This is a genomic window from Rhizobium sp. LARHSG275 (assembly GCF_052871115.1).
Genome location: NZ_JBIXJN010000014.1, coordinates 98062 through 112864, shown reverse-complemented (window position 1 = coordinate 112864; position 14803 = coordinate 98062). Strand labels below are relative to the sequence as shown.

The 14803-nt window shown below is 60.5% G+C and carries 16 protein-coding genes; 8 read left to right on the top strand and 8 right to left on the bottom strand.

Annotated elements, in window-relative coordinates; all coding sequences use genetic code 11:
- The first annotated feature begins 22 nt into the window (after positions 1-22).
- Entirely contained in the window at positions 23-460 is a 438-nt protein-coding gene (locus tag ACIPSK_RS20245) for a metallopeptidase family protein (protein ID WP_003589582.1), read from the top strand.
- Between the two features lie 103 nt (positions 461-563).
- On the opposite strand, the gene ACIPSK_RS20240 is transcribed toward ACIPSK_RS20245, so the two are convergent.
- Positions 564-770, bottom strand: coding sequence for a DUF1737 domain-containing protein (locus ACIPSK_RS20240; protein WP_017966045.1), 207 nt, complete (start codon positions 768-770; stop codon positions 564-566).
- Positions 770-1690, bottom strand: coding sequence for an HpcH/HpaI aldolase/citrate lyase family protein (locus ACIPSK_RS20235; protein ID WP_162114986.1), 921 nt, complete (start codon positions 1688-1690; stop codon positions 770-772). The genes ACIPSK_RS20240 and ACIPSK_RS20235 overlap by 1 nt, the downstream gene beginning before the upstream one ends.
- Before the next feature lie 138 nt (positions 1691-1828).
- On the opposite strand from ACIPSK_RS20235, the gene ACIPSK_RS20230 reads away from it, so the two are divergent.
- From ACIPSK_RS20230 to leuD, 3 genes are all read left to right on the top strand, one after another.
- Positions 1829-2062 (top strand): hypothetical protein, encoded by a 234-nt coding sequence (locus tag ACIPSK_RS20230; RefSeq protein WP_162114985.1) that lies wholly within the window; start codon positions 1829-1831, stop codon positions 2060-2062.
- Positions 2063-2172: 110 nt separating this feature from the next.
- Positions 2173-2595: a VOC family protein gene (locus ACIPSK_RS20225; RefSeq protein WP_162114984.1), complete on the top strand. Its 423-nt coding sequence runs from the start codon at positions 2173-2175 to the stop codon at positions 2593-2595.
- Between the two features lie 134 nt (positions 2596-2729).
- Positions 2730-3338, top strand: a complete 609-nt coding sequence (leuD, locus tag ACIPSK_RS20220; RefSeq protein WP_130675953.1) for a 3-isopropylmalate dehydratase small subunit — start codon at positions 2730-2732, stop codon at positions 3336-3338.
- Between the two features lie 61 nt (positions 3339-3399).
- Here leuD and ACIPSK_RS20215 read toward each other — a convergent pair whose 3' ends face one another.
- Complete coding sequence (locus ACIPSK_RS20215) at positions 3400-4332, bottom strand: pyridoxal-phosphate dependent enzyme (RefSeq protein WP_162114983.1); 933 nt, start codon at positions 4330-4332, stop codon at positions 3400-3402.
- Positions 4333-4503: 171 nt separating this feature from the next.
- On the opposite strand from ACIPSK_RS20215, the gene leuB reads away from it, so the two are divergent.
- Positions 4504-5616, top strand: coding sequence for a 3-isopropylmalate dehydrogenase (gene leuB / locus ACIPSK_RS20210; RefSeq protein ID WP_162114982.1), 1113 nt, complete (start codon positions 4504-4506; stop codon positions 5614-5616).
- A 263-nt stretch (positions 5617-5879) separates the two neighbouring features.
- Entirely contained in the window at positions 5880-6632 is a 753-nt protein-coding gene (lpxE, locus tag ACIPSK_RS20205; RefSeq protein WP_210254143.1) for a lipid A 1-phosphatase LpxE, read from the top strand.
- Between the two features lie 36 nt (positions 6633-6668).
- Here lpxE and ACIPSK_RS20200 read toward each other — a convergent pair whose 3' ends face one another.
- The 5 genes from ACIPSK_RS20200 to ACIPSK_RS20180 form a co-directional block, all read right to left on the bottom strand.
- On the bottom strand, positions 6669-8555 hold the full coding sequence (locus tag ACIPSK_RS20200) for an MFS transporter (RefSeq protein ID WP_162114980.1): 1887 nt from the start codon (positions 8553-8555) through the stop codon (positions 6669-6671).
- A gap of 244 nt (positions 8556-8799) precedes the next feature.
- Positions 8800-10074 carry an FtsX-like permease family protein gene (locus tag ACIPSK_RS20195; RefSeq protein ID WP_162114979.1) on the bottom strand — a complete coding sequence of 425 codons (1275 nt, stop codon included), beginning with the start codon at positions 10072-10074 and terminating at the stop codon, positions 8800-8802.
- Positions 10071-10763: an ABC transporter ATP-binding protein gene (locus ACIPSK_RS20190; protein ID WP_162114978.1), complete on the bottom strand. Its 693-nt coding sequence runs from the start codon at positions 10761-10763 to the stop codon at positions 10071-10073. The genes ACIPSK_RS20195 and ACIPSK_RS20190 overlap by 4 nt, the downstream gene beginning before the upstream one ends.
- Positions 10764-10769: 6 nt before the next feature.
- Positions 10770-11231 carry a hypothetical protein gene (locus tag ACIPSK_RS20185; RefSeq protein ID WP_017966035.1) on the bottom strand — a complete coding sequence of 154 codons (462 nt, stop codon included), beginning with the start codon at positions 11229-11231 and terminating at the stop codon, positions 10770-10772.
- Positions 11232-11327: 96 nt separating this feature from the next.
- Positions 11328-13082, bottom strand: a complete 1755-nt coding sequence (locus tag ACIPSK_RS20180; protein WP_162114977.1) for an alkaline phosphatase — start codon at positions 13080-13082, stop codon at positions 11328-11330.
- Between the two features lie 87 nt (positions 13083-13169).
- On the opposite strand from ACIPSK_RS20180, the gene ACIPSK_RS20175 reads away from it, so the two are divergent.
- Positions 13170-13382, top strand: coding sequence for a hypothetical protein (locus ACIPSK_RS20175; RefSeq protein WP_446532961.1), 213 nt, complete (start codon positions 13170-13172; stop codon positions 13380-13382).
- A 111-nt stretch (positions 13383-13493) separates the two neighbouring features.
- On the top strand, positions 13494-14528 hold the full coding sequence (locus tag ACIPSK_RS20170; protein ID WP_162114975.1) for an aspartate-semialdehyde dehydrogenase: 1035 nt from the start codon (positions 13494-13496) through the stop codon (positions 14526-14528).
- The last annotated feature ends 275 nt before the right edge of the window (positions 14529-14803 follow it).

The following is a 14803-nucleotide window of genomic DNA, read 5'->3' as shown; positions in this document are numbered from 1 at the left end:
GCCCGCAAAGGAAGGAATATTCATGGCCCGCATAGACCAGAGCGATGATTGGCGGGACCGCCATGCGCCGACGATCAGCACCTTCGAGTCGCTGGCGATGGAGGCCTATAGCCATTTGCCGGATGAATTTCGCCAGTTGACGACCAACCTCACGATCGAGATTGAAGATTTCCCCGATGACGACGTTTTCGAGGACATGGCGCTGGAAACCCCTTTCGATCTGCTCGGCCTTTTCGAGGGCAGGGGCATTTCCGAACGTTTCACGCTGGAAACCGGCGAGATGCCGAACCGCATCCGCCTGTACCGCCGCCCCATCCTCGACTACTGGGCTGAGAACGACGAGACGCTCGGCGATATCATCACCCACGTCCTGATCCACGAGATCGGTCACCATTTCGGCCTAAGCGACGATGACATGGAGCGGATCGAGGCAAGCGCCGAGGAAGCCGCCGAACGATAGAGCGCCGCGCGTCCAAGGACGCGCTAAGGACGCTCTATCACTTTCAATCACGCATAATCCTTTCCGAAAATCGATTACAATTTCGGGGTTATGCGCTAAAACCTCACTGCTCTGAGAGCTTCATCTCAGGATCGTAATCCTTGCCTTCGACATGCTTGACGACGGCCTGGCCGCATTGCATCGCGCCGGTCGCGGCATTGAAAGCATAGGTCGGCGAGCCCTCCAGCGACCAGCCCTTGTTGAGGACGGCGGTGACCTTGTGGCAAAAGGAAGCATCGTCGGGACCGGTCAGGAAGCGGTAAAGTTTCATTACATCATCTTTCGTGCTGCAATCTGGCGGGCTGCGATCAGGCGGGCTTTATGGACCAGACTTTCCGCTTGGGCAAGATGCAGCCGCTCGATCATCCGCCCGCCTGCATTGATGACGTTCAGCCCATCGGAAGCGGGGTCGGCAAAGGCTGATATGATCGCCTCCGCTTCTGCAATCGCCGCCGGATCGGGGCCGAAATGGCGGTTGGCGGGCTCGATCTGCGCCGGATGGATCAGCATCTTGCCGGCAAAACCCATGGCCCGGCTCTGCAGGCATTCGGCATCGAAACCCTGTTCGTCCCTGAAATCGTTGAAGACGCTGTCGATCGCATCGAGCCCGTAGGCGCTGACCGCAAGGACGACCTGCATCAGCCACGGCACGAGATAGCTCCTCCCCGGTTGTGGAAGCACACCGGTTTCCTTGCGTAGGTCGTTGAGCCCGACGACGAGACAATCGAGCCGCGAGCCCGGCGTGCGTCCGGCTTCGGCGATAACAGCCGCATTCAGGATGCCACGCGGTGTCTCGATCATCGCCCAGATGCGCAGATCTTCCGGTGCTTCGGCCTCGGAGAGAAGGTCACTGAGCGCCATGACATCCTGCGGTTCGTCGACCTTCGGCAGCAGCACGGCGTCGGGATTGAGCGCGATTACCAGTTCCATGTCCGCCAGACCGAAATTGGTCGACAGGTCATTGATGCGGATGATCCGCTCCTTGCCTTCGAGCGGCCGAGCCGAAAAGAAATTCCTCAGATTTTCCCGCGCTTCCGCCTTTCTTTCCGGCGCCACGGAATCCTCGAGATCGAAGATCACGGCATCGCAATCGACCGCATGGGTCTTTTCGAGGGCGCGGGGATTGATGGCAGGCGCACTCAACACCGAACGGCGCAGGCGGGCGGAGCGGGTCGTGGGATTTCGGCTCATGGCGAATTAGTGCCAAGCTTTGAAAGCCGAAGCAAGCAGCCCACCCCAGAACATCGAGCAGAACAACAAAAAGCCATGCTTGCCTTGCAGAGAGGAAAGAGAAGGACCACATTCCTTTCCGAAGAAAGGTCTCTAACCATGCAGAACATTCGCTCCATCTTCCTCATGCTTGCCGGCGCCACCGTGTTTGTGGCTATGCTGCTTCTCACCTTTTCGGTGACGCTCGCCGTCGGCGGCATCCTGACCGTGCTCATGGTCGGACGTGCGCTTTCGATGAAGATGAAGCCCGCTCCGGTTCGCGCCAAGGCAAATAACGGCCATCGCGAAATGCGGGTGTGGAACGACGGCCGCGGCACGATCATCGATCTCTGATCATCTTTTCGCTGAAAATTTGGCCGACACTGTCGCATCGCGCGTCCATGTTACGTCTTTGAAGCAGCCGGGCATTCAGCCGGCGCTTCAGAAACGAATGGAGGACAAGCATGGATACGACGACAGAGAGCAACCCGACCAAGATGCCACCGCTCAAGAATGGCCTGCTGCCCTATCTGACGATCGACGGCGCAGTGAAAGCTGCGGAATTCTACAAGAAGGCCTTCGGCGCCGAAGAGGCCTATCTCGTGCCGGTCGACGAGAGCGGCCGAACGATGCATGTGCATCTTTACATCAACGGCAGCTCCCTCATGCTGTCGGATGCCTATCCCGAATACGGTCATCCCTTCAAAGGCCATGAAGGCTTCGCCATTCAGCTGGTGGTCGACGATATCGATTTCTGGTGGAACCGTGCCGTGGCTGCCGGCGCCGAAATCGTCATGCCGGTCGAACTGATGTTCTGGGGCGACCGCTACGGCCAGCTTCGTGATCCGTTCGGCGTCCTCTGGGGCCTGAACGCGCCGTCCAAATAAGGGACAGCCTCAATCGGCGGACCGCGCGAAACGTCGCGTGGCCGCCGTCTGTGAAAAGATTCTCCTTCATTTCGGCGAAAAACTGGACTAGATGCAAATTCAGAAAGTAGATTTGCTGAAATGGAGCATGGATCATGGATAAATTCGTGAAGCTCACGGGCGTTGCAGCGCCGCTGCCGGTCGTCAACGTCGACACCGACATGATCATTCCGAAGGATTATCTGAAGACGATCAAGCGCACCGGCCTCGGCACCGGCCTCTTCGCGGAAGCCCGCTACAACGAGGACGGCTCAGAAAACCCGGATTTCGTGCTGAACAAGCCGGCCTATCGCGATGCCAAGATCCTCGTTGCCGGCGATAATTTCGGCTGCGGCTCCTCGCGCGAGCACGCCCCCTGGGCGCTTCTCGATTTCGGCATCCGCTGCGTGATCTCGACCAGCTTCGCCGACATCTTCTACAACAACTGTTTCAAGAACGGCATTCTGCCGATCAAGGTCAGCCAGGAAGATCTCGACAAGCTGATGGACGACGCCTCGCGCGGCTCCAACGCCATCCTCACCGTCGACCTCGAAAACCTCGAGATCACCGGTCCCGATGGTGGCTTGATCAAGTTCGATCTCGACGAATTCAAGCGCCACTGCCTGCTGAACGGTCTCGACGATATCGGCCTGACGCTGGAAAAAGGCAAGGCGATCGACAACTTCGAAAAGAAGAATGCCGCTTCGCACCCCTGGGCAGCCTGAGCCCAATCCAATCGATTACCGATCAAGCCGGGCATTTGCCCGGCTTTTTCTTTGGTGTGGGTCAAAGAAATTTTTCTTTCCAGCCCCTGAGTTTTTCGAGCGACACACCGATGCCGCCGCAGACTTCGATAAGCGGATGGTCGAAGCGCTGAAGCAGTCCGGCATGCACATCGGCAACGGCAAGGGCCGCGCCGCAAGCCGGCTCGACCAGAATGCGCTGCGCATCGGCAAATTTCAGGCAGGCGGCAACGGCATCGGCGTCGCTGACGACAACACTTTCAATCGGATGCTGCTTCGGCAGGTCGAAGACATGCTGCGCCACTTGCCGCGCGCCGAGCGAATTGGCAATCGAAGTAATGGCGGAAAGGGTGATGCGCTCATTCGCCCTGAGACTGGCGTTCAGCGAAGCCGCCCCTTCCGTTTCGACGGCGATAACAGGCACATCGAAAAGCCCGTTTCGCTTCAAGCCCTCGACAATGCCGGCAAGCAGCCCGCCACCGCCGACGCTGGTGACGACGCAATCGAATTTTGCCCCCTTCGCCACCACCTCGTCGATCAGCGTGGCATGGCCATCCCACAGAAGCGGATGGTCGAAGGGGTGCACATAGGTTGCCTTGCGGCTTCGGGCGAGTTCGACTGCATGGGCATTGGCCTCGTCGAAAACCGAACCATGAACGAGGACATTGGCGCCCGTTGCGGCAATCGTCTGGCGGACATCGGCCGCCGTCGTCTCCGGCACGACGATCGTGACCGGCACACCGAGCGCCCGGCCGGCATAAGCCGCCGCAATGCCGGCATTACCGCCAGAAGCACAGAAGATCTCGCGCGCGCCATTTTCCACCTCGTACTGGCAAAGTCGGCCGACGCCGCGCAGCTTGAAGCTGCCGGAAGGCTGCAGCGCATCAAGCTTCAGCCAGAGCGGTTTGCCGCTGGCGCTATGGCCAGGTGGTGTCTGAACCAAGGGCGTGTCGAGATGGAGAGGTACGAAAGGCATGGGGAACCATCCAGGGAAATAAAGCTAGGAGCTACCTTTCTAATCCGTTTGCGGGCGCAGGAGCAATCATCGCTGCTCAGAGCGATGCGTACCGATTCACCGCTTCTGTCGCTTGAAATGCCCATTTCCGGGGTCTAAGAAACCGCAACTTGTTTTTCCCAGGAGGGTTTCATGACAGCGCGCAATCTTTTCCTGCTGCCGGGTGACGGCATCGGTCCCGAGGCCATGGGCGAGGTTCGCAAGATCATCGCCTATATGAACGAGGCGATGAATGCCGGTTTCGTCACCGACGAAGGCCTTGTCGGCGGCTGCGCCTATGATGCGCATGGTGCGGCGATCTCGGAAGCCGACATGCGGAAGGCGCTTGCCGCCGATGCCGTTCTCTTCGGCGCCGTCGGTGGCCCGAAATGGGATAGCGTGCCTTACGAAGTGCGCCCGGAAGCTGGCCTGCTGCGCCTGCGCAAGGATCTGCAGCTCTTCGCAAACCTGCGCCCCGCCATCTGCTATCCGGCCCTTGCTGCGGCCTCGTCGCTGAAGCCGGAGCTGGTCGAAGGTCTTGACATTCTGATCATCCGCGAGCTGACCGGCGGCGTCTATTTCGGCGAGCCGAAGGAGATCATCGACCTCGGCAACGGCCAGAAGCGCGGCATCGACACGCAGGTTTACGATACCTACGAGATCGAGCGCATCGCCGGCGTCGCCTTCGAAATGGCCCGCACACGGCAGAATCGCGTCTGCTCCATGGAAAAGCGCAACGTCATGAAGTCGGGCGTGCTCTGGAACCAGGTGGTGACCGAGACGCACAAGGCAAAATATTCCGACGTCCAGCTCGAACACATGCTGGCCGATGCCGGCGGCATGCAGCTGGTGCGCCAGCCCAAGCAGTTCGACGTCATCGTCACCGACAACCTCTTCGGTGACATGCTCTCCGACGTCGCTGCCATGCTGACCGGATCGCTCGGCATGCTGCCGTCGGCCTCGCTCGGCGCGCCTGACGGCAAGACCGGCAAGCGCAAGGCGCTCTACGAGCCGGTGCATGGCTCGGCCCCCGACATTGCCGGCAAGGGCATCGCCAATCCGATCGCCATGATCGCCTCATTCGCCATGTGCCTGCGTTACTCCTTCAATCTGGTGAAGGAAGCCGACGATCTGGAAAAGGCGATCGCCAACGTGCTCGACAAGGGCATCCGCACTGGCGACATCATGGCCGACGGCGCAAGACAGGTCGGCACCGTCGAGATGGGCGATACGATCCTCGCCGAATTCAAGACGCTTTCTGCCTGATATTTCACGTGAAACAGTTCCGGCCCTTCGCAGGATTCTTGCGGAGGGCTTTTTTCTCAAGGCCGCGAACCGCATCGGCTTGGTCGAATTATCCCAAGCCGACTATCCTCGGCCACAATCTCGTGTATTTTTGCGCCGGATTTTAACGGGCGCATAACCTCGGCATTGGAAACGATCTTCCAATGGATTATGGGCCAATTCAAAATAATAGAGCGTCCTTAGCGCGTCGTGGCACTTTAGGGCAAATTCGAACGGACGACGGAATGCGGCCATTTTGGGCTTCCCTGAACAGGCGCTGGCGCCGGAGCAGTGCCGGCATGCCGCCTTTGCGCTGGCAGGCCTGCCTCTTCCTCACACTCAATGCCGTGATCCTTTCCATGCTGCTCTTCGACGCGCCGATCGGCGCCAGCGAGGCTCCTGCACTGGTGAAGCACCTCGGCGAGATGCTGACCGGCTTCGGTGATTCCGCCTGGCTGATCTACATCAGCATCCTGCTGTTCTTTCAGGGTCGGGCAGGCTACAACCTTGTCAAGACGGCGCGCTCCAAGGCGCAGGCGCTGTATGTCAGCTGGATCGGCGCCTATCTCTTCACCACGGTCGTCTTCTCAGGCCTGCTCGCCAATCTGCTGAAGCGGGCGATCGGCAGGGCGCGTCCCGACCATTTCCACGACTACGGCATCTTTTCCTTCACGCCCTTCTCAGGCCATGCCGCTTTCGAAAGTTTCCCGTCCGGCCATTCCACCACGGTCGGCGCCTTCTTCGCCGCCTTCTCACTGCTGTTTCCACGCTATCGCGTTGCCTTCATCGTGTGCGCGATCTGGCTCGGCATGACACGTGTCATGGTCGGCGCCCATTATCCGAGCGACGTCATCGCCGGCCTTGCCTTCGGCGCCTGGTTCTCGCTGCTGACGGCGATCGTCTTTGCGCGCTGTGGCCTGCTCTTCAAGCTGGCGCCGGATGGCTGGCCGCTCGCCAAGCGCCTGTTCCCCGACGCGAAAAAACCCGGCGCCTTGTGAGCGCCGGGCTTCTTTTCTTGAGCGCTGAAGCGCCTCTCAATCCATCGCGTGGATATCCCTGTTCTTCGTTTCCGGCAGGAAGATCAGGCCGATCACCAGCGTGATCGTCGCAAAGACAATCGGGTACCAGAGACCGTAGTAGATATCGCCTGCGGCAGCGCTCATCGCGAAGGCCGTCGCCGGCAGCAGGCCGCCGAACCAGCCATTGCCGATGTGATAGGGCAGCGACATGCCGGTATAGCGGATGCGGGTCGGGAAGAGCTCGACCAGCAGAGCGGCGATCGGGCCGTAGACCATCGTCACATAGAGGACGAGGACGAACAGCACGGCAATCGTGCCGACCCAGTTGACGCGGTTGGGATCGGCGACCATGGCGAAGCTACCGCCGTTGGCGATGTTATAGACCGCCATGTCGGTGACGCCATTGGCCTCATCCGCGGTCAGCAGCTTGGTCTCGACCAGCTTGGCCGCCGGCACGGTTTCCTTCTCGCCGGCGCGCACGGCATCGGCATTGAGCGACAGTTCCGGATTGGCTGCGATAAAGGCATCGAGCTTGGCATCCGGCACTTTGACTGCGCCGCGGTTCAGCGGGTAACCGGCATCGTGGAGCGCGATGTTGACACCCTTTTCGAAGGCGGCGGTCATGCTCTTGGCCTTGTCGCCGGCAGCGACGACGTCGAAGCTTGGGATCGTCGCGTTGCCGACCTTCACCGTTGCCGGCTGCCCGGCGGTACCGGGCACGACATCGTAAGGCACCGAGTTTTTCGTCAGGAACGCCGTTGCCACGTCGCAGGAGCTGGTGAACTTGGCCGTACCGGTCGGGTTGAACTGGAACCGGCAATCGGCCGGATCAGCCGTCACCGTTGCCCGAATCGAAGCCTGCGCTTCGGCAAGCGCCGGGTTCGCCGTCCAGGTCATCGCCTTGAACAGCGGATTATAGGTCACCGCCGCGATGAGAAGACCTGCCATGATGATCGGCTTGCGGCCGATCTTGTCGGAGAGGCCGCCGAAGATGACGAAGAACGGCGTGCCGAGGAGAAGTGCGATGGCGACCATGACATTGGCCGAGAACAGATCCACCTTCAGCACGTTCTGCAGGAAGAACAACGCATAGAACTGGCCGCCGTACCAGACGACCGCCTGGCCCATGGTGGCGCCGAGCAGCGCGATGATCGCGATCTTGGCATTTTTCCACGTCCCGAAGGCCTCGGTCAGCGGCGCCTTGGAGCCTTTGCCTTCCGCCTTCATCCGCTGGAACGCCGGCGATTCGTTCATCTTCAAGCGGATCCAGACGGAAACGCCAAGCAAGACGACCGAGACCAGGAACGGAATGCGCCAACCCCAGGCGGCAAACTGAGCCGCACCCATCAGATATTGAACAAAGACGATGACGATCAGCGACAGGAACAGGCCAAGCGTCGCCGTTGTCTGGATCCAAGAGGTGAAGTAGCCGCGGCGCCCGTTCGGCGCATGTTCGGCGACATAGGTTGCCGCACCGCCATATTCACCACCCAGCGCCAGACCCTGGAGCAGGCGCAGCCCAATCAGGATGATCGGGGCTGCGATGCCGATCGTGGCGGCGCCCGGCAGGACGCCGACGAGGAAGGTCGACAGACCCATGATCATGATCGTCACCAGGAAGGTATATTTGCGCCCGACGAGATCGCCGAGACGGCCAAACACCAGCGCGCCGAAGGGGCGTACCAGGAAGCCAGCGGCAAAGGCAAGCAGCGTGAAGATGTTGCGCGTTGCCTCAGGATATTGGGTGAAATAGGTCGCGCCGATATAGGTGGCGAGCGAACCATAGAGATAGAAATCGTACCATTCGAAAACGGTGCCGAGCGAAGATGCGAAGATGACCTTCTTCTCCTCGCCGGTCATCGGACCGGCCTTCGCGCCGTCGACGCTTGCGACATTTGCCATTGTCTGTCCTCCACAGAGTGATGAGCACGCGCGCGGCCTACTTTCCTCAAAGCATACCCCTGGCCACGACACGCCTGACGAGAGTGTGCCAGAAACGACAGATCAAAAAGAGAGATGCTTTGGGATTATGACTTTAGTCTAATGGCGCCACGCTTTGTCATGCGCATCAAGCTCGCCACCGCGGTGACGATGGAGCTGCCGGAGGTTTGGAAGAAGGCTTCACCGCGGATTGTGCTGTGGACCGTTACGCTCTCAACGCCTGCGCCGGCGATTGCCGGTAGGCGAGCACTGCCGGCAGCGCGGCAAGAATTGTGGCAAAGGCAAGCAGCACCGCCGCAAGCCCGGCATCTTCCCGCGCGAAGCCGACCGGCATGGCGACCCCACTCGTTTGCGAGAGCATGCCGGACAAGATGAGGGCCGCGGCATAACCGAGCGCGAATCCAAGTGCGATGCCAATTGCCACCAGGAAGAAGAATTCCAGCCAGACGATGCCGAAAATCGCGCCGCGCGGGGCGCCGAAGGCCCTCAGCGCGCCGATCTGACGGCGGCGCTGGCCGATATGGATGACCGTGACCAGCACCAGCGAGGCTGCGACGAGAGCTTGCGCGCCGGAGGCGACCGCGACGAGGATCTGTTTGGCGTCGCCGAGCGTGGCGTAGAGATTGGTCAGCACCTCGCCGGGAAAGACGGCGACGGTATTGCCGCTGCGATAGTCCTGCCGCAGCTTGTAGGCATCGGCGATCGTCTTCGGCTTGACGAGAATGGCGGGAAGGCCGGGAGCTTCCGCAGTCCAGCTCTCATCAAGCGCGGCATCGGGATCGGCTTTCCCGTGATGCCCATGCCCATGATCGGCGCTGGCTTCCTCATGCTCATGATCATGTAGAGCCTCGGCGCCATTCTCCGCATGCTCCTCCGCCTCCATGCCATGGATGTGCCAGACGGCCTGGATCGGAACGAGAATCGCTCGGTCCCAGGTGGTGCCGGTCGGCCGTAAACGGCCGGCGATATGATAGACGAGCTCGGTATGGGTCTCGCCGCCCTCTTCCAGCGATCCGTGCATCGGCTTGATCTCGCCGCCGAGCGGCAGCTTGACGGCCGAGCCGATCACCGCCTCGCCCTCGCGCGCAAAAATCTTGCCTTCTGCTAGACCGCCGGACAGGTTCTGCGCCAGCATGGTCGTTGTGCCGACGATCGGATAGCCGGAGAAGGAATCGCCAAAGCCGATCGGGGCTGCCCAATCGACCCGTGGATCCGCGGCAAGCTTGCCCAGGACCTCGCCCGGCATCAGCGGCAGCGGCGAGGGCTGCAGGAAGACGGAGGACAGTACGAGCTGCGTCTCGCTGCCGCCGGCGCCGATCACAAGATCGAACTTGTCGGCAGCGCGGGCGCTGCCGAGGCGAAGCGCCCGCTCCTGCAGGACGACGGAAACGCCAAGCGCGGTCGCAAGCGCCACGAGCAGCACGACCACCAGCGACCCCGCCCAGAGGCGACGAAGATCGGAAAAGATGAAGCGGATCATGCAGCCTCTCCCGCCGTCGTCGCGGAATCTTCGCTGATCCGACCGGAACCGAAGGTGATGCGCCGGTCGAGGCGGTTGGCCAAGCGATGGTCGTGTGAAACGACGATCAGCGTGCTGCCCTCGGCAATGGCCAGATCGAGGATGAGATCGCCGACCGCCTCGCCGCTTTCGGCATCGAGGCTTGCGGTCGGCTCGTCGGCGATGATCACGCCGGGCTTGCGCAGCAGCGCTCGGCCGATCGCCACGCGCTGCATCTCGCCGCGTGACATGGTTTCGATTTTCTGGCCGGGTCGGGAAAGACCGACCGTGCTCAAAAGCGCATGCGCCCGCTCGATGACATCAACTGTGGCAGCGCCGGCGAGCCGCGCCGGCAGCAGCACGTTTTCCACCGCCGACAGGCCGGGAAAGAGATGGAACTCCTGCATGACCAGGCCGATATTGGCGGCACGGAACCGGTCGCGCCGGCTTTCTGAAAAACTCGCGATATCCTCGCCGTTCCAGCGGATGCGGCCTTGCCGTGTCCGCTCCAGCCCGGCAACGATATTGACGAAGGTGCTCTTGCCGGAGCCTGACGCGCCTGTAATGGCGACCCTGCTGCCTGCATCGATCGACAGCCGACCGATCGCCAGTGCCGGCGAGGACAGGCCCGGGAAGGTGACGGTCAGGTTTTCGATATCGAGAGCGAGCATATCGGTTCAGACGGCGAAATATTCGGCCTGGCGGATTCGCAGCAGGCTGACAAAGCCGGTGTCCGGATCCGTCCACGAACCATATTCCAGCGTGCCGCGCACTTCGATCGTCTGGCGCGACTGCACGAAGGTCTGTTTCTCCAAGAGATAGACGACCACGATATTATCAGGCCAGTCCGCATCCGAGGAGCAGAAGGGGCAGAGCGACATCGGCACTTCGGTAAGCACGAAGAACTGGGCCTCGGCCTTCAATGGCGGCGCCATGAAGCCCTTCATACTGATGTCCTGACCGGCAAGGCGCTTCACCTTGTCGGAGAATTCAAGGCCGAGCACGCCGAACTTGCCGTAGAGCTCACCGAACGCAAGCGAAGAATCGGCAGCGCGAACGAGGGAAGCGGTGAGGGGAAGCATAATGGCGGCGCCGATCAGCCGGCGGCGGCTGAGATGCAACGAAGAAACTGTTTCCATAGCGACCTCCAAGAAGCAAATCCCGGCCGCTGAACGGCCAGGACCATGATCGATGAAAGGGACAAGGCCGGCAAGCGGCCTGGCCGGATCGGCAGATCAGTTCGTCTGCTTGGCGCCGAGAGCGAAGGTGTCGGCGAGCACGCGATAGACGTCGCTCTGTTCCATGTAACCATGGAAGCCTTCGGCGCCCGGACCTGCCGACTGCAGAACGACGTCGTCGACCGCATGGACGCCGCTCTCGCTGCTTTTGGGAAGATTGCCCTGAACGAAGACTGCGCCGGGAACATCCTTATACTGTTCGTTGGCGACATATTCCTTCTTTTCGTTCTGGACAGCCGGAACGAAGGGACCATCAAGCTTCGGACGGAAGGTCTCGTAGTGATCGGGGCCGTTGTTGGCGCTCAGGAACAGTCGGCGGCTGACGTCGATCTTATCGGGGTAACCGTCGCCGTTTTCGTCCTTGTAGTTCGGGAAGCCGGCTTCGGCATAGGTCCCGACCTTTTCGCGCATTTCCGTGCCGGGCTTTTCATCATCGACGGTACCGATGATGGATACGCCATGCGTGTGGTCGCCGGTGACGACGATCAGCGTGTCTGGATGGGCCTTCTGGAATTCGCGGGCAACGCCGATCGCCTGGTCGAATTCGATGGTTTCGATGACGGCGCGATCCCAATCGAGCGGATGGGACATTTTGTCGATCGAGGAACCTTCGACCATCAGGAAGAAACCATCAGGATTCTTGGAGAGGCGGTCGAGCGCAACCTTGGTCATGGCGACGAGACCCGGCTGGTTCGGGAACTTGTCGACGGTGCCCTTCTTCAGGAACTCGCGATCAAGCGTGACGTCCATATTGCCGGTGTGGAACAGGCCAAGGAGATTGCCTTCAGCCGACGCATTGGCTGCGAGCTCGTTCTTGTCGGTCGCAAGCTTGTAGCCGGCATCCTGGAACAGCTTGATGTAGTCCTGATTGTCCTTGCGCTTGGAACCGGGAACTTCCTTGCCGAGGAAATAGGCCGAGCCGCCGCCGAGCAGGACTTCCGGCTTGATGTCGAGCAGCATGCCGACGATGTCGGCCTTGTCGCCGCGGTTGCGGGTGTGGGATACGACCGCAGCCGGCGTGGCGTCTTCGACCTCCGCCGTTGCAACGATGCCGATCGCCTTCTTGGTCAGGCGGCGAACGGCTTCTGCGAAGGTTTCAACACGCGGGTCATCGAGGGAGGCCGGCGTACGGTCCGCATAAACGCCGATCGCGTTGACGGCTGTCTTGTGGCCCGTCATGTAGGCGGACATGGTGTTGGCCGAGTCCGTGGCAACGGCATTCGTCGCCGACGTGCCGATGAAAGCCATGCGATCGAGATCGTCCATATTCAGGCGGCCATTCGCCTTACCTTCGGTCATGCCCTTGGACATGATGCGGGCAGCGGTGCGATGTGCAACGGAAAGCCCGTCGCCGAGCAGGAAGATGATGTTCTTGGCCTTCGGCTGGGCGGCTGTTTCGTAAACGTTCCAGGTGACGGATTTCGTTTCGTCTCCGGCCGCAACTTCGATCTTGTAGTCGCCCGGAGCCGAAATCTTCAGGCCACGCAGCAAGATAGCGGAGCCGAGAGCCTTGTCGTCCTTGCCTTTTTCCAGTTCGACGAACTGCGCCTCGCCCCCGAGGACGGCCTTGTAATCTTGGCCATTGACGGTGATCTTCACGTCTTCGGGCTTGACCTGCTTGTTGAGCTCGACCTTGAAATCGAACGGCGAACCGGCAAGGATCGTCGCGCGATCAAGCGGATAGACCGTCGTCGCCTGAGCGGCGCCCGCAAGGATGGTGGTGGCCGCAAAGGCGGCGAGAAGCGTACGCATGGAAAACCCCCGTTTTCGTTGCAGACATTAACAACCCGGCCGGGATACCTCCCGAGGATGACATCGGCATGACAAAATGTCGCAGGATTGCGGCCGCCGCTTTCATCTGCAGGCTCTGAGCGCAAAAACCTTGACTCCTGTGGAGAACCTTCTAAGAGCAACACCGGAAAAGGAATCTCCATGGTTCGCGACGAACACGCAATTGCCGAATGCAATGACCGGGCACGGGTTGCCGGGGTGGATATTGCCGTTCCGGTTTCTGCCAAAACCAAGGCCAAAACGACGACGAAAACCGTCTGACGTCTCTGGCCTGCCGCTCTCTCCCCGGCTCGGCTGGGGACAGGAAGACGCGATTGATCGCGCCTTTCCCCTCACCGGACAAGAGGAGAGAAGAGAAAGAGAGCTTGAGAAATGGGTTTCAAAGTAGCAGTTGCGGGAGCGACCGGAAATGTTGGCCGGGAGATGCTCAGCATCCTCTCGGAGCGTGGCTTCCCCGCCGATGAGGTCGTGGCACTCGCCTCCTCGCGTTCGCAGGGCACCGAGGTTTCCTTCGGTGACCGGACGCTGAAGGTCTCCAATCTGGAGAATTACGATTTCTCCGATACCGACATCTGCCTGATGTCGGCCGGCGGCGAGATTTCCAAGAAGTTCTCCCCGAAGATTGGCCAGCAGGGCTGCATTGTCATCGACAATTCCTCGGCTTGGCGCTACGACGCCGACGTGCCGCTGATCGTGCCGGAAGTGAACCCGGATGCCATCAGCCAGTTCACCAAGCGCAACATCATCGCCAATCCGAACTGCTCGACCGCCCAGCTGGTGGTGGCGCTGAAGCCGCTGCACGACTTCGCCAAGATCAAGCGCGTCGTCATCTCGACCTACCAGTCGGTCTCCGGCGCCGGCAAAGACGGCATGGACGAGCTCTTCAATCAGACGCGCGCCGTCTTCGTCGCCGATCCGATCGAGAACAAGAAGTTCACGAAGCGTATCGCCTTCAATGTCATCCCGCACATCGACGTCTTCATGGAGGACGGCTACACCAAGGAAGAATGGAAGGTGCTGGCCGAGACGAAGAAGATGCTCGACCCGAAGATCAAGGTGACCTGCACGGCGGTGCGCGTGCCGGTTTTCATCGGTCATTCGGAATCGGTCAACATCGAATTCGAAAACGAGATCACTGCCGATCAGGCCCGCGACATCCTGCGCGATGCACCGGGCTGCCTCGTCATCGACAAGCGCGAGGATGGCGGCTACATCACGCCATATGAATCCGCCGGCGAGGATGCGACCTACATCTCTCGCATCCGCGAGGACGCAACGGTCGAAAACGGCCTCAACATCTGGGTGGTCTCCGACAATCTGCGCAAGGGTGCTGCGTTGAACGCCATCCAGATCGCCGAGCTGCTCGTCAATCGTGGTCTCGTCAAGCCGCGAAAGCAGGCCGCCTGATACCATTTGTAAACCATAATATGCTAAAGCCCTGCTAATGATGAAGGCAGGGCTTTTTGCCGAATTGTGGACGCTTCTGTCCATAAGCGCTTGCTGAAAAAGGCGGTCGTGACAACATCGCCTTCGGCTGGCATTCTGCCCGGCATCAAGCCAAAGCATGCCGTCCAAAACCGTGCAGCGGTTCGGGACAGCGACATGAACAGAACGAAGACTTTGAGCGCGTCGCATGGCCCCGATCGGCCGCGGCGCGCTTCAGTAGATCGGAAGCGGGGTTT